Raw genomic sequence first — 24,254 nt, forward strand, 5'->3', positions numbered from 1 at the left:
ATCGATCCCCCGGCAGTCGAAGTACAGAAGGAAACTCTCCCTTGGAATGGGTTTTTATTTGAAAATGTAAGGGGGTAGATTTTTATTTCTGTATCAGTCGATCAACCCCTGCGCGTCATAAAACGGGTAAGGCCCAGGATGATTCCCCACCACGCCGGTATGGGTCACCAGCCCCTGTTGCGGATGCCACCAGTGCAGCAGATACCCCGCCGGTTCCAGGCCGAAATGCGCCGGGGCCTGCTCTTGCAGATCCAGCACGATCTGATGAGAAGTCCCCGGGCACACGTTCACCAGGCTGCCGCCAAAGCGCTTCTGGATCGGGCGATGCAGATGCCCGCAGAGCAAACGCTCGACCTGCGGATGGCGCGCTACCAGGCGCTCGAACGCAGCGGCATTGGCGAAGGGTTCGCGGTCCATGTGACCGATGCCGGTGATGAAGGGCGGGTGATGGAGGATCAACACCGTTGGTGTGTCGGGCCGTTCGCCGAGGCGCTGCTCGAGCCAGGCCAGTTGCCCGTCGCTCAACTTACCGCCGTGAGCGCCAGGGATGGTCGAGTCGAGCCCGATGAGCCGCACCGGCCAGGTCTCTTCGACCCAATCAAGCGTGTCACCCGTCACTGGCAAGCATGACTGGCCGGCAAACGCCGCCCGCATCTGCTCGCGATCATCGTGATTGCCGGGCACCAGGTAAAACGGCATGGTCAGCTCATTCAACACCGGTGCGAGCACCGCATATTCATCGGCGCGGCCAAAGTCCACCAGATCGCCGCTTATCACCACGATATCCGGGCGCGGCACGCTGGCATTCAGATGCTCGACCATGCGCTGCAAGGCGCCGAGGGTATCGACCACGCCATAGCTGAATTTGCCGCCGGCCTTGAGATGGGGATCGCTGATCTGCGCGATCAGAAACGCCCGACTCATGCCGCCACCCCGTTGCGCGTCAGGCGAAACAGATGCTGAGGCGCCACGCTCAGGGCAACGCTGTCGCCCACCTGATGCCGGGTTGCTGTGCAGTCCACCAGCAGCGGTTGCCCGGCGCCGACGTCCACCAGCAAGCGGCTGTGGGCACCCTGGAAGAACTGCGCCAGCAAGCGCCCGTGCAGATGACCGTTACCAGTCGCGACCTGCAGATGTTCAGGGCGGCAATACAGCGTCTCGGGGAAGTCGCCCGCGCTCCAGGGCAGCTCGCCACCTTGCACCTTGAGCCCGCCTTGGCTGCGCTCCAGCACGGCAAAAGCGTTGAGGTTGCCGACGAAGCCGGCGACAAAGGCACTGGCCGGTTGCTGGTAGATGGTTTGCGGCGTGGCCAGCTGCGCGACGTGGCCTTGCTCCATGACCAGAATCCGATGCCCCAGGGCCATGGCTTCGCCCTGATCGTGGGTGACGAACACCGCAGTGATACCGAGGTGGCGCAGCAGTTGATCGAGCTCGCTGCGCAAGCGTTCGCGCAACTGCGCATCCAGCGCCGCGAGCGGCTCGTCGAGCAGCAACACCCGTGGGCGTGGCGCCAGGGCGCGGGCAAGGGCCACGCGCTGGCGCTGGCCGCCGGACAGTTCATTGATGGCGCGCCGGCCAAGATCCTTGAGGCCGACCAACTCCAGCAATTCAGCGCAGCGGGCCGTGCGTTCGGCTTTGGGGATACCGCGGATCTTCAGACCGTAGACGATGTTGCCGGCGACATCCAGGTTGGGGAACAGCGCGTAGTTCTGGAACACCATGCCGACGTCGCGGCGTTCGATGGGCAGGGCAGTGACGTCCTGCTCGCCGAACACTACGCGACCGCTGTCGGGGCGCTCCAGGCCGGCGATCAGGCGCAGGGTGGTGGTCTTGCCACAGCCTGAGGGGCCGAGAATGGCAAGGGTCTCGCCAGGATGGATCTCCAGGTCCAGCGAGTGCAGGGCGACAGTGCCGTTGGTGAAGGTCTTGCGGCAACCTTCAAGGCGAATAGGGGTGCCGGTCATCGACGGTCTCCACGGGCGAGGTGGTTGCTGACGGTTTGCAGGGCAATCAATAAAGGCACGATCAGCAACAGGAAAATCAGGGTGTAGGCGCTGGCGACTTCGAGCCGGGCCGAGGCGTAGCTGTCGGCGAGGCCCACCGGCAGCGTCTTGGTCATGGGCGTGTGGAGCATCCAGGTCAGGTTGAATTCGCCCAGCGACAGGGTCACCACCATCAGCACTCCGGCGAGGATGCCGGTGCGGCAGTTGGGCACCACGATGGTGAAAAAGCGCTCCAGCGGGCCGGCGCCGAGGCTGGCGGCGGCCTCTTCGAGGAAGGGCAATTGCTGGCGCTGCATCACCGCCATCACCGGGCGCACCAGAAACGGCAGGGTGAAGATCACATGCCCCACCAGAATGAACAGCCGGCTGCCGCGAAAGGCGCCGTACTGGCCGTAGGTGAGCAACAACGCCAGGGCGCTGGCCAGCCCGGGCATGGCCACGGGCAGCACCATCAGTTCCTCGAAGGCACGGCTGCAGCGGTTGTTCATGCGCACCAGGGCGTAAGCCGCCGGCACGCCGATCACCACCACACAGGCGGCGCAGGCCACGGCCAGTTGCAGCGACAGCCAGACGGTATCGGCATAGGCGTTCCAGACCTGCCCCAACCACACCAGCGTCAGGCCGCTGGCGACCACACCCTGAAAGTAATTGCGCGTCAGGCCGGCGAGCAGTGACATCAATACCGGCACCAGCATGAACGCGCAGATGAGCATCACGAACAGCAGTTGGCTGTAGAACCCGATACCGCGTTTCATAGGTTGGTTCCCGTTTGCCGAATCAAGCGTCGCGCCAGCAGCAGGGCGATCCAGGTGATCGCCCCGAGCACCACCGACAAGGCCGCGGCCATGGCGAAGTTGGCGTAATTGGTGAAGGTGTTGTAGATCGCCACGGGCGTGACGTTCAGCTGGGTACCGAGGGTGAACGCGGTGCCGAAGGCGCCCATGGCGGTGGCGAAACAGATGGCGCCGCAGGACACCAATGCGGGGGCCAGGCCGGGCACGATCACGTCGAGCACCACGCGCCATGGCCTGGCGCCCAGCGAGCGGGCGGCTTCTTCAAGGCTGGTGTCGAGGGTTTCGCAGGCGGCCATGACCGTCAGGATCACCCGTGGAATGGAGAAATACAGATAGCCGACAAACAGCCCGATCAACGAATAGGCGAACACCCAGTGCACGCCGAACAGGCTGGCGGCGAGGCCCTGGCGGCCGCCCAGCAGAATCACCAGAAAACCCACCACCACGCCGGGGAAAGCCAGCGGGAAGGTCAGCAAGGCCACCAGCGCCGAACGCCCGAAGAAGCGCTGGCGGGCCAGAAAGCAGCCCACCACCGCGCCGATCAGCAGCGCGGCGGCGGTCACCGCGATGGCCAGCGCGCAGGTCTGCGCCAGGCTGCTCAGGTATTGTGCGCTGCTCAGCACCTGCCAATAGGCGCTGTCATGGCCGTCGCGGCGTTGCAGGCCAAGGCCGATCAGTTGCACCAGCGGCAGCAGCCAGAACGCGCTCAACACCGCCAGCGCCGGGACCAGCGCCAGGGTCGCGGGCACCGGCAAGCGCCATGCTCGGCGACGGGTCGCCACGACCGGCAGGGCGCCTGCACTCATCATTTGACCTCTCGCAGATACTGCGCGCTGAAGGCTTCCTGGGCGGCCGCCATCTGCTCGTAATTCACTGTGCCGGCACGGGCATAGTCGGCTTCTGGCAAGAAACGCCTGGCGACCTCATCCGGCATCTGCACGGGGCGCACCGGGCGCAGGTAGGCGTTGGCCCAGAGTGCCTGGCCCTTGTCCGAGAGCACGTAGTCCAGGACCTTCTCGGCATTGGCGCGGTGCGGCGCGTTCTTGGCCATACTCATCACATAGGGCACAGAGACCGTGCCTTCGCTGGGGATCACGAACGCCACGTTGGCCTTGTCCTTGTAGCGAGCGCGGTAGGCGTTGAAGTCGTAATCCACCAGGATCGGCAACTCGCCTGACAGTACTCGCGCATAGGCGGTCTGCTTGGGCACGATCGGCGAGTTTTTCGCCAGTTTGCGGAAGTAGTCCAGGGCCGGCTCGAAGTTGTCGAGGCTGCCGCCCATGGCGCGGTTGATCGCGACTGCGGTGACGTAGCCGACGAAGGCGCTGGACGGATCCAGATAGCCGACCATGCCCTGATATTCAGGCTTGAGCAGATCGGCCCAGCTTTTCGGCACGGGTTTGCCGCCCAGGGCGTCGACATTGACCATCAGGCCCAGGGTGCCGGAGTGGATCGCGAACCAGTGGCCTTGCGGGTCTTTCAAACCGGCAGGAATGTCATCCCAGCCCTTGGGCTTGTAGCTGTCGAGCACCCCGGCTTTCTGCGCCTGCAGGCCGAAGGTCACGCCGTAATAGACCACGTCGTCCACCGGTGCGGCCTGTTCGGCCACCAGTTGCGCGAGCGCCTGCCCGGAGTTCTTGTTGTCCAGCGGCACCTGCACGCCGGTATCGGCAGCGATGGCCTGCAGCTGCGTGCCCCAATCGGCCCATTCTGGCGGGCAGTTGTAGCAGATGGCGGTTTCAGCGGCCGAGGCGAGGCGGGCGATGCCCAGCAACACTACGGCGGCCAGAGTACTAGCGGACCTTTTCATGGGGGATGCTCCAGGTGAGGGCGATGCTGTCGCCGTGGCGAATGTGGCAGGGCAAGCAAATAGAGGCCGGGGCGCCGCCACCGATCAGGGCGAGCAGTTGATCGATCACGGCCTGGGCCAGTGCCTCGATGGGCTGCACCACGGAACACAGCGATGGGTGAATCTGGGTGCCGAGGGCGATGCCGTCGAAGCCGATCACCGACATGTGCCGTGGCACCTGGCGGCCGCCGCGGCGTAGTTCGGCGATGACGCTGATGGCCAGCAGGTCGTTGGAACACACCAGCGCCGTCGGTGCGCCGGGACCGCGCAGGTAGGGCACCAGCACGCCGAGGTCGGCGCGGGTGTGGGCGGGCATTTCGATCACCGCCGTGGGCGCCAGGCCGCGGGCCTGAAGAGCGTCGCAATAGCCCTGATATCGCAGGCGGGCGCGATCCGATTGCAGCGCCGGGCCGGCGACCATGCCGATGTGGGTGTGGCCCAGTTGCAGCAGGTGTTCGGTGGCCAGTTGCATGCCGGCGCGGTTGTCCACCGACACGGCGCTGAAATCGGCGCGGCTTGGTTGGTGATAGGCGAGCACGAACGGCGTGGCTTCACGGCTGAGGGCATCGAGTAGCGGATTGTCCTGGGCGTCGGTGACCGTCAGCACCAGGCCGTCGACGCGCTGGCGCAGCAGGTCCTCGACCACTTCGGCCTCGCGCGCGCTGTCGTAATCGGTGGTGGCCAGCAGCAGGTTATAACCGTGCTGACGGGCGACCCGTTCCATGGCCTGAAACTGCTCGGCGAACACCGGGTTGAGCAGGTTGGGCACTACCACGCCGAGCATGTGCGTGGCTTGCAGGCGGAACTGGCGGCCCAGCCGATTGGGGCGAAAGTTCAGCGTTCGTGCGGCGGCGAACACCTGTTCGCGAGTCGCCTCGCGGACCACATCCGGGGTGGCGAACGCGCGAGCGGCGGTGGCGCGAGAAACGCCGGCCAGCTGTGCTACGTCTTTCAGATCTGTCATGGGGCGCCTGTTTGAGATCGATCTCATCGGCGCCGATTGTGGCGTGGGGATATGGCAGAAAAAGGACCGGGGTGTTGCAGTTATGTGACGCAGGGCCCGGGGTTTACGGGGTCAAACGGACTTTATTGGGTATCCGTCCAGCACAAAGACGCAAAATGCAATAATATCCGCCTTCTGTCTCGCGCGTGCCTTGGTCTGTCGGCCACCGTGAGCATCATCGTCAACAGACCGTGCTGCACGGTCTCAACCACACTGGACCTGCTGACTCTATGCGAATGCGCCTTATGCTGTTGGGCGGTGGGAATGCCCTGGGGCAAGCGCTGATTCGCCTCGGAGCGGAAGAGGACATCGGCTTCCTCGCCCCGCGTCCCCCGCAAGACGGTTGGGATGCGGCGAGCCTGACTCAGCTGCTCGATGACACCCGCCCCGATGCGTTGATCAACCTGGCTTACTACTTCGACTGGTTCCAGGCCGAAAGCGTCAGCGACGCGCGCCTGACCCTGCAAGAGCGCTCGGTCGAGCGCCTGGCCGAGTTGTGCCAGCATCACCAGATCGTGCTGGTGCAGCCCTCCAGCTATCGGGTGTTCGATGGCTCGCGGGCCACTGCTTACAGCGAAAAAGACGAACCGGTACCGCTGGGCCTGCGTGGCCAGGCGCTGTGGCGCATGGAGCAAAGCGTGCGCGCCGCCTGCCCGCAGCACGTGCTGCTGCGTTTCGGCTGGCTGCTCGATGACAGTATCGACGGCGTGCTGGGGCGCTTCCTGAGCCGTGCCGAGCAGCCTCAGGAGTTGATGCTGGCCGATGATCGGCGCGGCAATCCGACGCCGGTGGACGATGCCGCGCGGGTGATCATTTCGGTGCTCAAGCAGCTCGACTGCGAGGCGCCACTGTGGGGCACCTACCACTACGCCGGCAACGAGGCCACCACGCCGCTGGCGCTGGGCCAGGCGATTCTCACCGAAGCTGCCCATCTGCACAGCCTGGCCGTCGAGTCGCCGACTGCCCAGGCCCATGCCGCGCGGCCCGATGCCGCCGATGAGCCGCAGCACGCGGTACTGGCCTGCAAGAAAATTCTCCACACCTTCGGGATCAAGCCGCGCGCCTGGCGTGCCGGGCTCCCGAGCCTACTGGATCGATATTACCGTCATGGTTGATGCACCTATTCTGATCACCGGCGGCGCCGGTTTCATTGGCTCCCATCTGGTGGACGCGCTGTTGGCCAAGGGCTACGCGGTGCGCGTCCTCGACGACCTGTCGTTCGGCAAACGCAGCAACCTGCCGCTGGACAACCCCAAGGTCGAACTGCTGGTGGGCAGCGTTGCCGATGCCGCGCTAGTGGCCCGTGCGGCGGCGGGTTGCCAGGCGGTGGTGCATCTGGCTGCGGTGGCTTCGGTGCAGGCCTCGGTGGATGACCCGGTGAGCACCCATCAGAGCAATTTCATCGGCAGCCTGAATGTCTGCGAGGCCATGCGCGAGCACGCTATCCGTCGCGTGCTGTTCGCTTCCAGCGCCGCGGTATACGGCAATAATGGTGAAGGCCAGGCGATCGACGAAGACACGCCCAAAGCGCCGTTGACCCCTTACGCCTCGGACAAGCTGGCCAGCGAGTACTACTTCGACTTCTACCGCCGCCAGCACGCGCTGGAGCCGGTGATCTTCCGTTTCTTCAACATCTATGGCCCGCGCCAGGATCCGTCCTCGCCGTACTCCGGGGTGATCAGCATCTTCACCGAACGCGCGCAGCAGGGCGTGCCCATCAGCCTGTTCGGCGATGGCGAGCAGACGCGGGATTTCTTCTACGTGGAGGATCTGGTGGCGTTGCTGGTGCAGGCGCTGGAAAAACCGGCGGTGGATGTCGGCGCGATCAACGTCGGCCTCAATGGCGTGACCAGCTTGAACCAGCTACTCGAGGCGCTGGGCACGGTGGTCGGCGAGTTGCCGCCCGTGACCTACGGCCCGGCGCGGCCTGGGGACATCAAGCATTCACGGGCCAATAACGCTCGCCTGCTCGAACGCTTCGAGCTGCCAGCCATCACCCCCCTGACCGAAGGCCTGCGGCGCTTGATCGCGGGTTGAGCATTGCCCTGCAGTTGCGGTGGCTGCACAGGCCTCTTCGCGGGCAAGCCCTGCTCCCACAGTGCCAGCCGATCCTGGGCGGTGCATCTGTAAGAGAAGGGCTTGCCTCCACAGTGTCACCCGATCCTGAGCAGTACACCTGTGGGAGCAGGGCTTGCCTCCACAGTGTCACCCGATCCTGAGTAGTGCACCTGTGGGAGCAGGGCTTGCCCGCGAAGAGGCCAGCAGGGTCACTGAAGCATCTGGATCAGAACTTGTACCCAACCCCCACCATATACACCCACGGATCGACATCCACATTCACCTTGGTCTCGCGGGCGCCCAGCGCTGTCGGGCCATCCACGCTGGCCTTGGTGTCGATGTCCACGTACCAGACCGCCGCGTTGAGCATGATGTTGTCGGTCAGCATGTAGTCTGCGCCGATCTGCCCGGCGAAGCCGACTGAGTCCTGCATGCTCAGGTTGCTGAAGCCCTGGGCCTTGCGTTCGCTGGTGAGGTCTTCGTCGTAGAACTTGGTGTAGTTGATCCCCACGCCGGCGTAGGGCTGGAAGCGCGAGTCCTTGTCCAGCGGGTAGTACTGCAGCGACAGGGTCGGTGGCAGTTGCTTGATGTCCGCCAGCTTGCCGCCCAGCCCGGCGCCCTTGACCCCGACGCTGTGGCTGAACGGTGTGGCCAGCAGCAATTCGACGCCCCAGTGATCGTCGAGCATATAGGCGAACGCCAGGCCCAGCTGCGTGTCGCTGTCCAGGGTCGCCTTGGTGCCCGAGACCCGTGCGCCGTCGACCTTGAGATTACCGCTGTCTTCGTTGGGCGCGGTGGTCGCGGCACCGGCACGGACGATGATGTCACCGGCCTGGTGAGCCTGGGCGAGTGGGGTGGCGAGTGCCAGCGCGAGTATCGAAGCGCTGAGCAGAGACTTGTTCATGGTGGCTCCATTGGCAGTTCATCTGTGATGACGCCAATGGTAGGGAGTGCTAACCGACGATCCGTTGACCTGGCGCAATGCTGGCGCAATTAATCAATCGGGCAGCTCATAGACGTAGATTTTCTGCGCATCGAGTTGATAGCCGGCTTCGGCCAGATCGCTGCTGCTGGCCTTGACCTGCATCGGCCCCTCGATCCAGTAGGGCTGATACAGCTCCTCGACCTTGACTCCCAGCTCGCTGGTCACGTGCACGATCTGGTTGGACGGCGGCGGCGGTACGTGGATGCAGGCGCCGTAGTAAGGCACCAGCAGAAAGTCGGTGGTGCGTCCCTCTTCGTTGACTTCCAGCGGCACGATATAGCCTGGGATCTTCACCTGTTGACCGTCCAGCGCCTGCACCACCGGCGCATGGGGCGCCTGTTGCTGGGCGGCGGGCGCCGACTCGATGGCGCTGCCCAGCTTGGTCAGGTCGTGCAGTGGCGTCATCTGCGGCTTGAGATGGGGCGCGTCGGGTGGAATCAACGCGTCCCAGGTCAACTCGTGGATCGGCACCGCCCAGGCGGGTGCCGCGCAAGCCAGCAGCAGGCACAACAACAAGCGTTCAGCACGCATCGATCGCACTCACAAATGGATGGACAGGCCGTCGGCCAGCGACTGCCGGTACGCCCGCCAGGCCGGTACGGTACCCATCAACAGGGCCGCGCCGAGGATGATGGCAAGCAGGCTGCATTCATACGCGCTGGGTGCCGACAAGGGCAAGTACAGCCCGTAGTTGGCTTGCACATAGCCCTGTGCCCCGGCGATGCAGGCATACAGCAGCGCTACCCCGGTGACGATGCCGGCGACGGCCAGCCCCAGCGCTTCGAGAATCAGCAACCCGGCGATGTGCAATGGCCGCGCGCCCACCGAGCGCAGGATGGCCATCTCCCGGCGGCGCTCGTTGAGGCTGGTGAGGATCGCCGTGAGCATGCCGATCAGGCCGGTCAGCACCACGAACAGCGAGACCACGAACAGCGCTTTCTCCGCCGTGCCCATCAGGCTCCAGAGCTCCTGCAAGGCCACGCCCGGGAGGATCGCCATCAGCGGCTCACCGCGAAAATCGTTGATGTCGCGCTGCAGGGCGAAGGTCTGCACCTTACTGTTGAGTCCTACCAGCATGGCGGTAATGGCGGAGGGCGTGAGATCCATGTTACGCGCCTGATCGGCACTGATGCGCTCGGCGCCATGGGCGGGCACGCCGTTGTGCCAGTCGATATGAATGGCCTCCATGCCGCCCAGGCTGATATGCAGTGTGCGGTCCACCGGGGTACCGGTGCGTTCGAGGATGCCGACCACGGTGAACGGTTTGTCGTCATGCTTGACCAGGCTGATGGCAGCCACGCCGTGGGCCAGCACCAGCTTGTCACCGAGCTGGTAATGCAGCGCCTCGGCCACTTCGGCGCCGAGCACCACCTCGAACGGATCGACCTTGAACGCCCGCCCTTGCGCCAGTGCCAGGTTCTGCCGGTGGCCGTACTGGTAATGCTCGAAGTAACTGGCGTCGGTGCCCATCACTCGGTAGCCGCGGTGCGAGTCGCCGAGGGAAATCGGGATAGCCCATTTGACCCGGGGGTCGCTGGCGTAGTGCTGGAAGCTGTCCCAGCGGATGTTATTGGTGGCGTTGCCGATGCGAAACACCGAATACAGCAACAGATTCACCGAACCCGAGCGGGCACCGACGATCAGGTCGGTGCCGCTGATGGTGGCGGCGAAGCTGGCACGGGCTTCGGTGCGCACGCGTTCGACCGCCAACAGCAGGCACACCGACAGGGCGATGGCGAAAGCGGTCAGGAACGCGGTAAAGCGGCGGTTGGCCAGACTGGCCAGGGCGAGACGCAGCAGGTACATCACATTCCCCCTACGCGCGCGGCGCGGTTGAGATCGGCCAGCGACAGGCTGCGATCGAACAGCGGCGCGAGGCTCTGATCGTGGCTGACGAACAACAGGCTGGCGCCCGCGGCGCGGCATTCGGCGAACAGCAGTTCGATGAAGGCCTGACGCGCATCGGTGTCGAGCGCCGAGGTCGGCTCGTCGGCGATCACCAACGCCGGTTGGCCGATCAAGGCGCGGGCGGCGGCAACGCGTTGCTGCTGACCGATCGACAGCGTATCGGCACGTCGCGCGATCAGCGCACTGTCGGTGAGGCCAAGCTGGGCCAGCAAATCGGTCGCCGCCTGTTCGACGCTGCCGTGTCGCTCGCTGGCGCGTTGGGCGCGGGCTTTGGAGAAGCGGCAGGGCAGCTCGACGTTTTCGCGTACCGAGAGGAACGGCAGCAGATTGAACTGCTGGAAAATGTAGCCGGTGTGGTCGACCCGGAAGCGATCGCGATGACCCTGCTTGAGCGTGGTGATCTCTTGCTGCAACAGGCGGATGCTGCCGTGGTCGGGCGTCTGCACACCGCCGAGCAGGCCCAGCAGGGTGGTCTTGCCGCTGCCGCTGGGGCCCTTGAGAAACAGGCTTTCGCCTTTGCGCAGGGTGAATGCCGGGATATCCAGCAGCGGCGCCTGGCCCGGCCAGGCGAAACGCACATCGGTCAGTTGGATCAGCGCTTCAGGCATGGTCAGTAGGTCAGCACGCTGTTGTCGGGGGTGGCCTCCACGCCTTCCTGGCCATTGGGCGCAATCAGCTGCACTTGAACCTTGTGGGTGGCCGGGAAGGTCTTGAACAGTCGGGTCAGGTCGAGGGTCTTGAGCGCGGCGGCGTTGTCGCACTGGAACTGATAGTGGGCGTGGATTTCGCTGTGGTCGTGGTGGTGTTCGGCGCCGTCGGCATGGTGATCCTCGGCGTCTTCGTCGGGGTCATGCTCCTCGTGGTCTGGCTTGTCGCCGAACAGCGGGCTGTTGAGGGTCTGCCTGGCGACGATGCATTTGGCTTGCGCCGGTATGGCGAACAGCGTCAGGGGCTGTTCCAGCAACTGACGCACGCTGCTCACGGCAGCCTTGTCGGCGTCGCTGGTGGCGGGGTGTTCGAAGCCGACCAGATTCATGGCCGGGCTGTCGAGTTCCAGCTCGAGGGTTTCATCGTCCAGCGCGGCGTTCAGGCGTGCGGTACCGTGTTCGTGGGCGCCGAGGCTGGCATGTTCGACCGCCCGAGTGGCTTCGGCGGCGTGGGCGATGCCGAGCGGCAGGAAGGTGAGGGGCAGGGCGAGCAGCAGACGGCGCATGAAGTCTCCGGCGATGGGGGAAATTGCTGTGATGTTATAACGATATAGCGCTTGTCGACAATCGCTCGATGTTGATACGGCGCTTGGCACCTGTTACAAAACCGGCCTATCGAAGGAGCACAGCATGTTGAGAATTCGCGGCACCGTGGGCGATCTGCCGGTTGACTTGACCGTCGAGATGGACCCTGAAGACTGGGCGCTGCTGGGCACCCAGCTGAAAGCCCCGGCAGCGGGCGAGGCACCGGCTACGGCGCCGATCACTGCCAGCAAGCCGAAAACTCAGGACGATGCCTTGTGGCGCAATGCCTTGGCGTTGGTGGAGTCGAGCGGGCAGGTCAGTGGCCCGGCGTTGCTGGAGCAGCTCGAGGGCCTGGCGGGGAGTACGGCAGGGGCCAAGCGCCTGCTGGTGCGCCTGCGCCATAGCCCGTTGATTCAGGTGCAAAGCGGCGCGGATGCGCCGCTGTACTGCTGGGCAGGGTGATACGGGTGTTTTGCGGTGCCAGTGCTGGCCTCTTCGCGGGCAAGCCTCGCTCCCACAGAGGTATGGCTTGGGATCTGCTTGCACGGTGGGAGCAAGGCTTCTGCGGTGTCATTGCGGGCAAGCCCTGCTCCCACAGGGGCATGACTCAGGTGCTGCTTGCACTGTGGGAGCAAGGCTTGCCCGCGAAGAGGCCCCACTGGCCCCCTCCGATCAAGCCTTAGTACAACGCCGCAAACAGCTTGCGCCGGTAGGTGGTCACCAGCGGGTGATCGTTGCCCAGTAGTTCGAACACTTGCAACAGCGTCTTGTGCGGCAGGCCTTCACTGTAGCCGCGGTTGCGCACGAACAGTTTCAGCAGGGCATCGAGCGCCGCTTCGTATTGCTGGCGCGCCAGCTGTTGGATCGCCAACTGGTACACCGCCTCGTCATCGCCAGGGTCCTTGGCCAGGCGCGCTTTCAGATCGGCAGCGTCTGGCAGGTCGGCGGCCTGACTGAGGAAGGTCAACTGCGCCTTGGCACCGGCCAGCGCGGCCTTGTGCTCATCGGTCTTGACTGCGTCGAGCACGGTGCGGGCTTCACTCAGCTCGCCGCGCTCGGCCAGGCAGCGTGCATACAGGATTAGCGCCTTGGCGTTGGTGTTGTCCTCGCCCAGAATGCTTTGCAGGATGGCCTCGGCCTCGGCGAAATGGCTTTCGGCGAAGGCCGCTTCGGCCTGTTCCAGCGGGTCGGCCGCAGCCGGTGGCGGCATCTGCACATGAGGTTCGAGCATGGCGCGCACAGCCGACTCAGGCTGCGCACCGGCGAAGCCATCCACCGGCTGGCCGTCCTTGAACAGCACCACGGTGGGCAGGCTGCGTATGCCGAAGCGGGCGACGATATCCTGCTCGGCGTCGCAGTCGACCTTGGCCAGCAGCAGCTCGCCCTGATACCCCTCGGTGATCTGCTGCAGCATCGGCATCAGCACCTTGCAGGGTGCGCACCACTCGGCCCAGAAATCCACCAGCACCGGCTTGTGGAAGGAGTTCTCGATCACCAACTGGTCGAAGTTGGCCGTGGTGGCGTCGAAGATGTACGGAGTAGCCTGGCTCATCGCGAATCTCGAAAAATCGGTAATGGCGGCCACTATAAAGCCTGCGTCGGCCGGCTGAAAGTCATGGTCGCGAGGGCGTTACCGGCGGCGTGCGTGGTACAGCCCGACGTCCCGGAATTCATGAGGTTCGGCCAGGTCCGGCAGGGTGCAGGCATGCAGCTCGCCGAGGCGCCGATAAAGCGGGTGCTGGAAGTTGCGTACCCGGGAGTCTGCCACCAGCACCTCGCGGCCACGGCTGATGAACTGATCGAGCAGCGGCAGGTTGGCGCGGTCATAGAGCACATCGGCGACCAGAATCAGGTCGAAGCGATCGGCTTCGGCGAAGAAGTCACCGCTGTACTGCAACTGCACGCCATTGAGCGCTGCGTTGGCCTGACAGGCGGCGATCGCCAGCGGGTCGAGATCGCAGGCCACCACTTCAGCCGCGCCTGCCTTGGCCGCAGCAATGGCGGCAACGCCCGAGCCGGCGCCAAAGTCGAGCACCCGTCTGCCGGCCACCCATTGCGGTTGCTCGGCGATAAACCGCGCCAGCGCCAGGCCGCTGGCCCAGCAGAAACTCCAGTACGGTGGCTCGTCGAGGATGCGCCGGGTTTCTTCCGGGCTGAAGGCGCGGTCCATGTTGGCGGCGTCGAGCAGCCACAATGTCAGGTCAGTGCCCGGCAGCAGGCAGGGCGTCAGGCGCGCATCGCCGAGCAACGCGTCCAGGGCGTTCTGTAAAACCGCAGGTGCACTCAAGGCGCAGGAACGAACTGCAATCGCCCGAGGTTCTGCGTGGTCGGCTGTTCGATACGCACCGGCGACAGATGCAGCAGCAGTTGCCCTGACTGGCTTACCCGTCCGCGCAACTCGACCCGCGCGCCCTGCGGGAAGGCATCCGGATTGAAGCGCAGTTGCAGGGGCAGGTTCTTGCCATCGCCGGTGATCTTGGCGCTGGTCAGCAGTTTTTGCGGACGATCCTGCGCGTCGATGACCAGCACCGCCAGCTCGACCTCGGCGCCACTCGGCACGCCCAGCAACAGGCCGGTCAATTCACGCTGATAGACCGGCAGCGGGCCCAGCGGCACCGGGGCGGCGATGGTCTTGCTGCTGACCGCCGTGGTGGCCGGGGCAACCGGGCTGGCCGGTTTGGGGGCTTCACTGCTGCAGGCGGCGAGCAGAGTGGCCAGGACGACAAAAAACAACGGACGAGACGACATGGGCAGATCCAGAAAAACCGAGATCGTCTGTATACCGCAAAGCCTTTGACTTGTCTTGCCGCAGGGATGCGCTACCATGGCCCTCCCCATTTTTTGTTGCCTGCCACCATGCACTGTCCCTTCTGCGGTGCCAACGACACCAAGGTCATCGACTCGCGACTGGTCGCCGAGGGCGAGCAAGTGCGTCGTCGACGCGAATGCCTGGCCTGCGTTGAGCGTTTCACCACCTTCGAAACCGCCGAACTGGTACTGCCCCGGCTGATCAAGCAAGACGGCAGCCGCCAGCCATTCGACGAAGAAAAACTCCGAGCCGGCATGCAGCGGGCGCTGGAAAAGCGCCCGGTCAGCGTCGAGCGCCTCGAGGCTGCACTGGTGCACATCAAGCACCGCCTGCGGGCCACCGGCGAGCGTGAGGTCAAGTCCCTGATCGTGGGCGAACTGGTGATGAAAGAGCTGCAAAAGCTCGATGAAGTCGCCTACATACGTTTTGCCTCGGTGTATCGCCGCTTCCAGGACCTCGACGAGTTCCGCGAAGAGATCGATCGCCTGGCTCGCGAGCCATCGGAAAAATGAGCGAACAACACATCCTCGATCGGCATTACATGGCCCGCGCGCTGGAACTGGCGCGCAACGGCCTGTACACCACCGACCCCAACCCCCGCGTCGGCTGCGTGATCGTGCGCGACGGCGAGGTGGTGGGCGAGGGCTGGCATGTACGCGCCGGCGAGCCCCATGCCGAGGTGCACGCGTTGCGCCAGGCCGGTGAATTGGCCCGTGGCGCAACCGCCTATGTGACCCTTGAGCCGTGCAGTCATCACGGGCGTACGCCGCCCTGTGCCGACGCACTGGTCAAGGCCGGCGTCGCCCGCGTGGTCGCGGCCATGCAGGACCCCAACCCCCAAGTCGCCGGCAATGGCCTGTTGCGCTTGCAGCACGCCGGTATCGCCGTGGCCGCAGGTGTGCTGGAGGCCGAAGCGCGGGCCATCAACCCCGGCTTTATCAAGCGCATGGAGCACGGCCTGCCGTTCGTGCGGGTCAAGCTGGCGATGAGCCTGGACGGGCGCACCGCCATGGCCAGCGGCGAAAGCCAATGGATCACCGGCGCCCCGGCCCGCAGCGCCGTGCAACGCTTGCGCGCGCGCTCCAGCGTAGTGCTCACTGGTGCCGACAGCGTCTTGATGGATGGCGCGCGGATGACCGTGCGCGCCGCCGAGCTTGGCCTGGATGCCGCGACCACCGAGTTGATCGAAGCCCGCTCGATGCTGCGTCTGTTGATCGACGGCCGCCTGCGGGTGCCCCTCGATGCTCCGTTCTTCACCGTCGGCCCGGCGCTGGTGGTGACCTGCGACGCTAGCCAGCAGGCGCGTTACGCCGCGGCTGGCCATGAACTGCTGGCTTTGCCTGGCACCGATGGCCATGTCGACCTGCCCGCGCTATTGGCAGAACTGGCCAGCCGTGGCATCAACGAAGTGCTGGTCGAAGCCGGTGCCCGCCTGGCCGGTGCCTTCGCGCGCCAGGGCCTGGTGGATGAATACCAGATATTCATCGCCGCCAAGTTCCTGGGCTCCCAGGCGCGCCCCTTGCTCGACTGGCCGCTGACCCTCATGCGTGAGGCGCCAGCGCTAAAAATCACCGAAATGCGCGCTGTGGGCGATGACTGGCGGGTCACTGCCGTCCCTATCCCTGCGGCAGGCGTATAATTCGCCGCCCGCGCCCTGCGCTGACCCGGCTCTGAGGAGATCCCATGTTCACCGGCATTATCGAATCGATTGGCAGCATCCGCGCGCTCACCCCTAAAGGCGGCGATGTCCGGGTTTACGTCGAAACCGGCAAGCTCGACCTGAGCGACGTCAAACTGGGCGACAGCATTGCCGTCAGCGGCGTCTGCCTGACCGCCGTGGAGCTGCCGGGGGATGGCTTCTGGGCCGACGTCAGCCGCGAGACGCTGGACGTCACCGCGTTCAAGCAGCTCAAGGTCGGCAGCCCGGTCAACCTTGAAAAAGCCCTGACCCCGACCACCCGCCTCGGTGGCCACCTGGTCAGCGGCCATGTCGATGGGGTCGGCGAAGTGGTCGCTCGGGAAGAAAACGCCCGTGCCATCCAGTTCCGCATCCGTGCCCCTAAAGAGCTGGCCAAGTACATCGCGCACAAGGGCTCGATCACCGTCGATGGCACCAGCCTGACCGTCAACGCGGTCAACGGCGCCGAGTTCGAACTGACCATCGTCCCGCACACGCTGGCCGAAACCATCATGGACAGTTACCGTCCGGGGCGTCTGGTCAATCTTGAGGTCGACCTGCTGGCGCGTTATCTGGAGCGCCTGCTGCTGGGTGACAAGGCCGCCGAGGCGGTGGGCCAGGGCGGCATCACCGAAAGCTTTCTGGCCAGCAACGGCTACCTCAAATCCTGATTGAAAGGGGGTGCCGCGTGGCGCTCAACAGTATCGAAGAGCTGGTCGAAGACATTCGCCAGGGCAAGATGGTCATCCTCATGGATGACGAAGACCGCGAGAACGAAGGCGACCTGATCATGGCCGCCGAGTGCTGCCAGGCCGAGCACATCAACTTCATGGCGCGCTTTGCCCGTGGCCTGATCTGCATGCCCATGACCCGCGAGCGCTGCGAGGCCCTCAAGCTGCCGCTGATGGCGCCGCGCAACGGCTCCGGTTTCGGCACCAAATTCACTGTGTCGATCGAAGCCGCCACCGGCGTCACCACCGGCATCTCCGCCGCCGACCGTGCGCGCACCGTGCAGGCCGCTGCCGCCCGTGATGCCAAGGCCGAAGACATCGTCAGCCCCGGGCATATCTTCCCGCTCATGGCCCAGGCCGGCGGCACTCTCGCTCGCGCCGGCCATACCGAAGCGGCCTGCGATCTGGCGCGCATGGCCGGTTTCGAGCCCAGCGGGGTGATCTGCGAAGTGATGAACGACGACGGCACCATGTCACGTCGCACCGAACTCGAAGCCTTCGCCGCCGAACACAACATCAAGATCGGCACCATCGCCGACCTGATTCACTATCGGATGATCCACGAACGTACCGTTCAGCGGATCGCCGAGCAGCCGCTGGACAGCGAACTGGGTCAGTTCAATCTGGTGACCTACCGCGATTCGGTGGAAGGCGACGTGCACATGGCCTTGACCCTGGGCTCCGTACAGGGCGACGAGCCGATCCTGGTGCGGGTGCACAACATGGATCCGCTGCGCGACCTGCTGATGGTCAAGCAGCCCGGGCGCTGGAGCCTGCGCGCCGCCATGAGCGCGGTGGCCGAGGCCGGCTGCGGCGTGGTGCTGCTGCTCGGACACCCGCTCGATGGCGACGTGCTGCTGGCGCATATCCGCGAGTGCGCCGACCATGCCGTACCGAAAAAGCCGACCACTTACAGCATCGTCGGGGCCGGCTCGCAGATTCTGCGTGACCTTGGCGTGCGCAAGATGCGTCTGCTCAGTTCGCCAATGAAGTTCAATGCGATATCCGGATTCGATCTGGAAGTAGTAGAATACGTGCCCTCCGAATAATCAGCGGCCGTGAAGTCGCAGGAAGGCCAGCCTCGGGCTATGGTTTCCTGCGCCTGCGCTCGTTTTGCTTCGTGACCCAAACCCATTTCCACAGGTCGCCGTACCTCGGCAGCCTGGCTCTTTAAAATGAGAACGCTCGAATGACCCTGAAGACCATCGAAGGTACCTTCATTGCCCCCAAAGGTCGCTACGCCCTGGTGGTCGGCCGATTCAACAGCTTCGTCGTCGAAAGCCTGGTAAGCGGCGCAATCGACGCCCTGGTGCGTCACGGTGTCAGCGAAAGCGACATCACCATCATCCGTGCCCCTGGCGCGTTTGAAATCCCGCTGGTGGCGCAGAAAGTCGCCCAGCAAAGCGAATATGCGGCCATCGTCGCCTTGGGCGCGGTCATTCGTGGCGGTACTCCGCACTTCGAATACGTTGCGGGCGAGTGCGTGAAGGGCCTGTCCCAAGTGTCCATGGAGTTCGGCGTGCCGGTGGCCTTCGGCGTGCTGACGGTCGATTCCATCGAACAAGCCATCGAGCGTTCCGGCACCAAGGCCGGCAACAAAGGCGCTGAAGCTGCCCTGTCCGCCCTGGAAATGGTCAGCCTGCTGTCGCAGTTGGAGGCCAAGTGATCAACGACGACAGCGATCAGTTCAACCCGCGCGAGCCAAAAGCGGCCGACGCCGGCAAGCCGTCCAAGAGCGCCAAGCGTCGCGAAGCGCGCCAGCTGGCGACTCAGGCCCTGTATCAGTGGCACATGGCCAAGCAATCGTTGAACGAGATCGAAGCGCAGTTCCGCGTCGATAACGACTTCACCGATGTCGACAGCGCCTACTTCCGGGAAATCCTCCACGGCGTGCCGGCCAGCAAGACCGAGATCGACGCGGCCCTGGCGCCTTGCCTGGACATCACCATCGACGAACTCGACCCGGTCGAACTGGCCGTCCTGCGCCTGTCCACCTGGGAGCTGCTCAAGCGCGTCGACGTGCCATATCGCGTGGTGATCAACGAAGGCATCGAGTTGGCCAAGGTGTTCGGTTCGACCGACGGCCACAAGTTCGTCAATGGCGTGCTGGACAAGCTGGCACCGCGCCTGCGCGAAGCCGAAGTGAAGGCGTTCAAGCGCTGATTGGCGAGCGAGCCGTTCATGGGCGAATTTGAGCTGATCCGCCAGTTCTTCGCGGCCGCGCACTGCGCGCGGGCCGGGGAGGGCGTGGCGCTGGGCATCGGCGATGACTGCGCATTGCTGCAGGTGGCCGCCGGCGAGCAACTGGCGGTGTCCACCGATACCCTGGTCGAAGGCGTGCATTTTCCGCCCGCCGCCGATCCCTTCCTGTTGGGCCAGCGCGCCTTGGCGGTGGCGGTCAGCGACCTCGCCGCCATGGGCGCTGCACCACTGGCTTTTACCCTTGCATTGACCTTGCCGAGCGTTTCGGCGGATTGGCTGCGGTCGTTCGCCACTGGCCTCGACGCCATGGCCGAGGCTTGCACCCTGCGCCTGGTGGGCGGTGACACCACGCGTGGGCCCTTGAGCCTGACGGTTACGGTGTTCGGCAGCGTGCCTGCCGGCCAGGCGCTGACCCGCGCCGGGGCGCAGGTCGGTGATCTGCTGTGCGTCGGCGGGCCGTTGGGTGATGCGGCGGGGGCCTTGCCGCTGGTACTGGGGGAGCGCACCGCCGCCGCTGCGCTCGGCCAGCCGCTGCTCGATCGCTACTGGTCGCCACTGCCGCAGCTGGCGCTCGGTCAGGCCTTGCGCGGGCGCGCGACGGCGGCGCTGGACATCTCCGATGGCCTGCTGGCCGACTGTGGGCACATCGCGCTGGCAAGCGGGGTGGCATTGCAAATCGAACAATCGCGCCTGCCGTTGTCAGATGCCTTGCGGCAGTGGCTGGGCGAGGCCGATGCTCGCCATGCCGCGCTGACCGGCGGTGACGACTACATCCTCGCCTTCACCCTGCCGCCCGCTCACCTGACGCCGCTGCTGGCCGACGGCTGGCCGGTCCATGTCATCGGCAGCGTTCAGGCCGGTGGCGGCGTGAGCCTGGTCGACGCGCAGGGCCAGGACATCACCCCGTTGATCCGGGGCTACCAACATTTTCGGGAGACACCGTGACAGACCATCCCAAGCAGGTGCCGGTGGAATTCGTACCACCGTCGGTCTGGAAAAACCCCTGGCATTTTCTCGCGTTCGGCTTCGGCTCCGGAACCTTGCCCAAGGCGCCCGGCACCTGGGGTTCGTTGGTCGCCATTCCGTTCATCCCGCTGTGGCAGATGCTACCGGAGTGGGGCTACTGGCTGATGCTGGGTATCACCATGCTGTTCGGCTTCTGGCTGTGCGGCAAGGTGGCCGACGATCTGCGCGTGCATGACCACGAAGGCATCGTCTGGGACGAGATGGTCGGCATGTGGATCACCCTCTGGCTGGTGCCGGACGGTTGGTATTGGATCCTCGCGGGCTTTTTGATGTTTCGCTTCTTCGACATCCTCAAGCCTTGGCCCATCCGCTGGATCGACCGCCACGTTCACGGTGGCGTAGGGATCATGCTGGACGATGTGCTGGCTGGGGTCTTTGCCTGGGCGGCGATGCAGGGGTTGGTCTGGTGCGCAACCTGAAACGCTTGATTTCAAGGATGATGGTGCGCGGTTTTCATGGCGCATGGCTGGCGATATTGCTGCTGGCGTCGAGTGCGCAGGCCGCCCCGGTGCTGCATCCGCTGTCGATCGTCAGCGAAGAATGGGTCGATTACACCAATGCCGATGGCACGGGCCTGGCCTGGGACGTGCTGCGCAAGGTGTTCGAGCCTGCCGGCTACAAGGTCAGCACCCGCGCCGAGCCTTACACCCGAGCCGTCGGCCTGGTACAGCGAGGCGAAGCGGATGTATGGGTCGGCTCTTACAAGGACGAAGCCGATTCGCTGTACCCGCGCTGGAATTTCGACGTCGATCACGTCTATGCCCTGGGCTTGTCGTCACGGCCATCGCCCGACCTCAATCTGCTGGGGCAGTACAAGCTGGCCTGGGTGCGGGGTTACGAATACCAGCGCTACCTCCCCAGTATCAAGCACTACACCGAGGTGCAGCGGCGCAATGGCATTCTCTCGATGCTTGATCTGGGCCGCGCGGATTACTACATCGATGCGCTGAACGAAATTCAGGAACTGCTGCGTGATTCGCCGCGGCAGTCCAGCTACAAGGTGACTCACGTCGCTGAATTGCCGCTGTACATCGGTTTTACCGATAGTCCGAAGGGGCAGCGATTGCGCGCGTTATTCGATCAGCGCATGGACGAGTTGGTACCTGGCGGGCAGTTGCGCGGGCTTTTTGCCAAATGGCATCAGCCCTATCCCTTCGAGTCGCAGACCACCGTCAAGGCGCGCTGATCGAACTTTTCGATACTGATACTCGATAATTCGGCCTAAGCACAGTCTGAAAGCTGCTGATACAATGCTGTCCTTGCAAATCGTCCCAGACTGATCAGGAGCACACGGTGCCCGTCGTTTTCGTCGCTGCTTCCAAGCTGCCAACCCCATTTGCCCAATTCACCATGCATGGCTTCCTGGAGGAGGCGACCGGCCGTGAGCACGTTGTGCTGACGCTGGGAGAGGTCAGCGATGGAGCGCCGGTATTGGGTCGTGTTCATTCCGAGTGCCTGACCGGCGATGCGCTGTTCAGTCAGCGCTGCGACTGTGGCTCGCAACTGGAGGCGGCGCTGCAGGCCATCGCCCATGAGGGCCGCGGCGTGTTGCTGTATCTGCGCCAGGAAGGCCGCGGGATCGGCTTGATGAACAAGATCCGCGCCTACGAACTGCAGGACGGTGGTGCCGACACGGTCGAGGCCAACGAGCGCCTGGGCTTCAAGGCCGATCAACGCGATTACGCCATCTGCCTGCCGATGCTCGAGCACCTGGGCATCAAGGCGCTGAAGCTGATGACCAACAACCCGCGCAAGGTCAAGGCGCTGACGAGCATGGGTATCAATGTGGCGGAGCGCGTGCCGTTGCACACCGGTCATAACCCCCACAATAAGCACTACCTGGCCACCAAGGCCGGCAAGCTGGGGCATATGATGGGCAATGAACATCAGGGCGAAGTGGATCGGGTCTGATCCATAGCACGATGTTCAATGTGGTGAGGGGGCTTGCTCCCGACGGGTGCTGCTGACTTACCGTGTGGTGTCAGAACAAGCCTATCGGGGGCAAGCCCCCTCGCTACAGAGTAAGCCGGCTCAGCTGCCCAGCCGCTGCCGGATCGCCGCTTCGATCCCCGCCTCATCCAGCCCGCACTCGCTCAACATCTGCGCCGGCTTGGCGTGCTCGACGTAGACGTCCGGCAAGCCCAGGTGCAGCACCGAGCGCAGGATGTTTTCCCGTGCCAGGAACTCGCTGACCGCCGAGCCGGCGCCGCCCATGATGGCGTTCTCTTCGATCGTCACAAGCAGTTCGTGGCGACTGGCGATGTCGCGCACCAGCGCCTCATCCAGCGGCTTGACGAAGCGCATGTCGATCACGGTCGCATCGAGCTTGTCCGCCACCTTCAGCGCCTCGGTCAATTGCACGCCGAACACCAGCAGGGCAGTCTTGCTGCCCTCGCGACGAATCACGCCCTTGCCGATCTCGATCGGTTCGAGGGCCTGGGTGATCACCGCGTTGGGGCCGGTGCCGCGTGGATAGCGTACCGCCGCCGGGCCGTTGAACTGATGGCCGGTGGTGAGCATGCTGCGCAGTTCGTTCTCGTCGCTCGGCGTCATGATCAACATGCCAGGGATGCAGCGCAGGTAGGACAGGTCGAAGCTGCCGGCGTGCGTCGGGCCGTCTTCGCCCACCAGGCCGGCGCGGTCGATGGCGAACAGCACGTCGAGGTTCTGCACGGCGACATCGTGGATCAGCTGATCGTAGGCGCGCTGCAGGAAGGTCGAATAGATCGCCACCACCGGTTTGGCGCCTTCACAGGCCATGCCGGCCGCGAGGGTCACCGCGTGCTGCTCGGCGATGGCGACGTCGAAATAGCGCTCGGGGAACCGCTCGCTGAACTCGACCAGGTCCGAGCCCTCCTTCATCGCCGGGGTAATCCCTACCAGGCGCGGGTCGGCTTCGGCCATGTCGCACAGCCATTGGCCGAACACACCGGAATACTTCGGGCCGCTGGTTTTTTTGACCACCGCCGTGGTGGTCGGCGCATCGACCGGCTCGAGCTTGGTGATGGCGTGATAGCCGATCGGGTCTACCTCGGCCGGCGCGAAGCCTTTGCCCTTTTTGGTGACCACGTGCAGGAACTGCGGGCCCTTCAGGTCGCGCATGTTGCGCAGCGTGGCGATCAGGGTCGGCAGGTCGTGGCCGTCGATCGGGCCGATGTAGTTCCAGCCGAGCTCTTCGAACAGGGTGCCGGGGACCAGCATGCCCTTGGCGTACTCTTCAGTGCGACGGGCGATTTCCCAGGCGCCGGGCAGGCGTGAGAGGACCTTCTTGCTGCCCTCGCGCATGCTGGCGTAGGTGCGGCTGGAGAGGATCTTGGCCAGGTAGTTGGACAGCCCGCCGACGTTGCGCGAGATCGACATGTCGTTGTCGTTGAGGATCACCAGCATGTTGGCGTTGACTTCCGGCGCGTGGTTCAGCGCTTCGAAGGCCATGCCGGCGGTCAGCGCGCCGTCACCGATGACGGCGATCGACTTGCGCTCGCTGCCTTGCAGGCGCGCGGCGATGGCCATGCCCAGGGCGGCGCTGATCGAGGTGCTGGAATGCCCGACGCCAAAGGTGTCGTACTCGCTCTCGGCACGGCGCGGGAAGGCGGCGAGGCCGGCCTTCTGGCGCAGCGTAGCCATGCGCTGGCGGCGATCGGTGAGGATCTTGTGCGGGTAGGCCTGATGGCCCACGTCCCACACCAGGCGGTCGTCGGGGGTGTCGAACACATAATGCAGGGCGATCGTCAGTTCGATCACCCCCAGGCCGGCACCGAAGTGACCGCCGGTCTGGCCAACCGTGTACAGCAGCTCCGAGCGCAGCTCGTCGGCCAGGGTCTCGAGTTCGGCTTCGCCAAGACGGCGCAGGCCTGCCGGAGTCGCGGCACTGTCAAGCAGCGGCGTCATCGGGCGTTCGCGGGGAAACTCTTGAAACGTCGTTGGCATCAGGCGAATCGTTATAGGTGTGAAGTGGTGGCAGTTTACCTTATGCAGC

28 protein-coding genes are annotated in these 24,254 nt (G+C 64.7%); 13 read left to right on the plus strand and 15 right to left on the minus strand.

Annotation, left to right across the window (positions count from 1 at the left end; genetic code table 11):
- Positions 1-93: 93 nt before the first annotated feature.
- The 6 genes from AC3WJP_RS12440 to AC3WJP_RS12465 are packed head-to-tail and all read right to left on the minus strand — an operon-like array spanning position 94 to position 5,610.
- A complete protein-coding gene (locus tag AC3WJP_RS12440) occupies positions 94-924 on the minus strand; it encodes a phosphodiesterase (RefSeq protein WP_493721616.1) in 831 nt (276 codons plus the stop codon).
- Entirely contained in the window at positions 921-1,964 is a 1,044-nt protein-coding gene (locus AC3WJP_RS12445) for an ABC transporter ATP-binding protein (protein WP_493721617.1), read from the minus strand. Before AC3WJP_RS12445 ends, AC3WJP_RS12440 begins: the two co-directional genes overlap by 4 nt.
- Positions 1,961-2,758, minus strand: coding sequence for an ABC transporter permease (locus tag AC3WJP_RS12450; protein ID WP_493721618.1), 798 nt, complete (start codon positions 2,756-2,758; stop codon positions 1,961-1,963). The genes AC3WJP_RS12445 and AC3WJP_RS12450 overlap by 4 nt, the downstream gene beginning before the upstream one ends.
- Entirely contained in the window at positions 2,755-3,606 is an 852-nt protein-coding gene (locus tag AC3WJP_RS12455; protein WP_493721619.1) for an ABC transporter permease, read from the minus strand. Before AC3WJP_RS12455 ends, AC3WJP_RS12450 begins: the two co-directional genes overlap by 4 nt.
- Positions 3,603-4,607, minus strand: a complete 1,005-nt coding sequence (locus tag AC3WJP_RS12460) for an ABC transporter substrate-binding protein (RefSeq protein ID WP_493721620.1) — start codon at positions 4,605-4,607, stop codon at positions 3,603-3,605. The genes AC3WJP_RS12455 and AC3WJP_RS12460 overlap by 4 nt, the downstream gene beginning before the upstream one ends.
- Positions 4,591-5,610, minus strand: a complete 1,020-nt coding sequence (locus tag AC3WJP_RS12465) for a substrate-binding domain-containing protein (RefSeq protein ID WP_493721621.1) — start codon at positions 5,608-5,610, stop codon at positions 4,591-4,593. Before AC3WJP_RS12465 ends, AC3WJP_RS12460 begins: the two co-directional genes overlap by 17 nt.
- A 269-nt stretch (positions 5,611-5,879) precedes the next feature.
- Here AC3WJP_RS12465 and AC3WJP_RS12470 point away from each other — a divergent pair, with 269 nt between their 5' ends.
- Both AC3WJP_RS12470 and AC3WJP_RS12475 read left to right on the plus strand, forming a co-directional pair.
- On the plus strand, positions 5,880-6,764 hold the full coding sequence (locus AC3WJP_RS12470; protein WP_493721622.1) for a sugar nucleotide-binding protein: 885 nt from the start codon (positions 5,880-5,882) through the stop codon (positions 6,762-6,764).
- Entirely contained in the window at positions 6,757-7,686 is a 930-nt protein-coding gene (locus tag AC3WJP_RS12475) for an NAD-dependent epimerase/dehydratase family protein (RefSeq protein WP_493721623.1), read from the plus strand. Before AC3WJP_RS12470 ends, AC3WJP_RS12475 begins: the two co-directional genes overlap by 8 nt.
- 247 nt (positions 7,687-7,933) lie before the next feature.
- Here AC3WJP_RS12475 and AC3WJP_RS12480 read toward each other — a convergent pair whose 3' ends face one another.
- The 5 genes from AC3WJP_RS12480 to AC3WJP_RS12500 form a co-directional block, all read right to left on the minus strand.
- Positions 7,934-8,611, minus strand: a complete 678-nt coding sequence (locus AC3WJP_RS12480; protein WP_493721624.1) for an OmpW/AlkL family protein — start codon at positions 8,609-8,611, stop codon at positions 7,934-7,936.
- 93 nt (positions 8,612-8,704) lie between these two features.
- A complete protein-coding gene (locus tag AC3WJP_RS12485; RefSeq protein WP_493721625.1) occupies positions 8,705-9,223 on the minus strand; it encodes a DUF3299 domain-containing protein in 519 nt (172 codons plus the stop codon).
- A 9-nt stretch (positions 9,224-9,232) separates the two neighbouring features.
- A complete protein-coding gene (locus tag AC3WJP_RS12490; protein WP_493721626.1) occupies positions 9,233-10,498 on the minus strand; it encodes an ABC transporter permease in 1,266 nt (421 codons plus the stop codon).
- Entirely contained in the window at positions 10,498-11,208 is a 711-nt protein-coding gene (locus tag AC3WJP_RS12495; protein WP_493721627.1) for an ABC transporter ATP-binding protein, read from the minus strand. Before AC3WJP_RS12495 ends, AC3WJP_RS12490 begins: the two co-directional genes overlap by 1 nt.
- A 2-nt stretch (positions 11,209-11,210) precedes the next feature.
- Complete coding sequence (locus tag AC3WJP_RS12500; protein WP_493721628.1) at positions 11,211-11,813, minus strand: DUF2796 domain-containing protein; 603 nt, start codon at positions 11,811-11,813, stop codon at positions 11,211-11,213.
- A 124-nt stretch (positions 11,814-11,937) separates the two neighbouring features.
- On the opposite strand from AC3WJP_RS12500, the gene AC3WJP_RS12505 reads away from it, so the two are divergent.
- Positions 11,938-12,294, plus strand: coding sequence for a hypothetical protein (locus AC3WJP_RS12505; RefSeq protein WP_493721629.1), 357 nt, complete (start codon positions 11,938-11,940; stop codon positions 12,292-12,294).
- A gap of 217 nt (positions 12,295-12,511) precedes the next feature.
- Here the strand turns inward: AC3WJP_RS12505 and trxA are convergent, their stop codons facing one another.
- The 3 genes from trxA to AC3WJP_RS12520 all read right to left on the minus strand — a co-directional run bounded on the left by trxA (position 12,512) and on the right by AC3WJP_RS12520 (position 14,580).
- Positions 12,512-13,384, minus strand: coding sequence for a thioredoxin (gene trxA, locus AC3WJP_RS12510; protein WP_493721630.1), 873 nt, complete (start codon positions 13,382-13,384; stop codon positions 12,512-12,514).
- A gap of 78 nt (positions 13,385-13,462) precedes the next feature.
- Positions 13,463-14,119, minus strand: coding sequence for a class I SAM-dependent methyltransferase (locus AC3WJP_RS12515; protein WP_493721631.1), 657 nt, complete (start codon positions 14,117-14,119; stop codon positions 13,463-13,465).
- A complete protein-coding gene (locus AC3WJP_RS12520; protein WP_493721632.1) occupies positions 14,116-14,580 on the minus strand; it encodes a YbaY family lipoprotein in 465 nt (154 codons plus the stop codon). Before AC3WJP_RS12520 ends, AC3WJP_RS12515 begins: the two co-directional genes overlap by 4 nt.
- Before the next feature lie 108 nt (positions 14,581-14,688).
- Here AC3WJP_RS12520 and nrdR point away from each other — a divergent pair, with 108 nt between their 5' ends.
- The 10 genes from nrdR (at position 14,689) to ribA (ending at position 22,189) form a co-directional block, all read left to right on the plus strand.
- Positions 14,689-15,153 (plus strand): transcriptional regulator NrdR, encoded by a 465-nt coding sequence (gene nrdR / locus AC3WJP_RS12525; protein ID WP_493721633.1) that lies wholly within the window; start codon positions 14,689-14,691, stop codon positions 15,151-15,153.
- A complete protein-coding gene (ribD, locus tag AC3WJP_RS12530) occupies positions 15,150-16,280 on the plus strand; it encodes a bifunctional diaminohydroxyphosphoribosylaminopyrimidine deaminase/5-amino-6-(5-phosphoribosylamino)uracil reductase RibD (RefSeq protein WP_493721634.1) in 1,131 nt (376 codons plus the stop codon). Before nrdR ends, ribD begins: the two co-directional genes overlap by 4 nt.
- A gap of 44 nt (positions 16,281-16,324) precedes the next feature.
- Entirely contained in the window at positions 16,325-16,990 is a 666-nt protein-coding gene (locus AC3WJP_RS12535) for a riboflavin synthase (RefSeq protein WP_493721635.1), read from the plus strand.
- Positions 16,991-17,007: 17 nt separating this feature from the next.
- The gene (ribBA, locus tag AC3WJP_RS12540) at positions 17,008-18,099 is read left to right on the plus strand and encodes a bifunctional 3,4-dihydroxy-2-butanone-4-phosphate synthase/GTP cyclohydrolase II (protein ID WP_493721636.1); all 1,092 of its coding nucleotides are present in this window, start codon (positions 17,008-17,010) and stop codon (positions 18,097-18,099) included.
- A 140-nt stretch (positions 18,100-18,239) separates the two neighbouring features.
- The gene (gene ribH / locus AC3WJP_RS12545; protein WP_493721637.1) at positions 18,240-18,716 is read left to right on the plus strand and encodes a 6,7-dimethyl-8-ribityllumazine synthase; all 477 of its coding nucleotides are present in this window, start codon (positions 18,240-18,242) and stop codon (positions 18,714-18,716) included.
- The gene (nusB, locus tag AC3WJP_RS12550; RefSeq protein WP_493721638.1) at positions 18,713-19,213 is read left to right on the plus strand and encodes a transcription antitermination factor NusB; all 501 of its coding nucleotides are present in this window, start codon (positions 18,713-18,715) and stop codon (positions 19,211-19,213) included. The genes ribH and nusB overlap by 4 nt, the downstream gene beginning before the upstream one ends.
- A gap of 18 nt (positions 19,214-19,231) precedes the next feature.
- Entirely contained in the window at positions 19,232-20,197 is a 966-nt protein-coding gene (gene thiL / locus AC3WJP_RS12555) for a thiamine-phosphate kinase (protein WP_493721639.1), read from the plus strand.
- Positions 20,194-20,697, plus strand: a complete 504-nt coding sequence (locus AC3WJP_RS12560) for a phosphatidylglycerophosphatase A family protein (RefSeq protein WP_493721640.1) — start codon at positions 20,194-20,196, stop codon at positions 20,695-20,697. Before thiL ends, AC3WJP_RS12560 begins: the two co-directional genes overlap by 4 nt.
- 20 nt (positions 20,698-20,717) lie before the next feature.
- Positions 20,718-21,464: a substrate-binding periplasmic protein gene (locus AC3WJP_RS12565; protein WP_493721798.1), complete on the plus strand. Its 747-nt coding sequence runs from the start codon at positions 20,718-20,720 to the stop codon at positions 21,462-21,464.
- A gap of 107 nt (positions 21,465-21,571) precedes the next feature.
- Positions 21,572-22,189 carry a GTP cyclohydrolase II gene (gene ribA / locus AC3WJP_RS12570; RefSeq protein WP_493721641.1) on the plus strand — a complete coding sequence of 206 codons (618 nt, stop codon included), beginning with the start codon at positions 21,572-21,574 and terminating at the stop codon, positions 22,187-22,189.
- 120 nt (positions 22,190-22,309) lie between these two features.
- Here the strand turns inward: ribA and dxs are convergent, their stop codons facing one another.
- Complete coding sequence (gene dxs / locus AC3WJP_RS12575; RefSeq protein WP_493721642.1) at positions 22,310-24,205, minus strand: 1-deoxy-D-xylulose-5-phosphate synthase; 1,896 nt, start codon at positions 24,203-24,205, stop codon at positions 22,310-22,312.
- Positions 24,206-24,254 lie beyond the last annotated feature (49 nt).

The sequence above is a fragment of the Pseudomonas sp. GW821-FHT01A09 genome, from assembly GCF_058986725.1.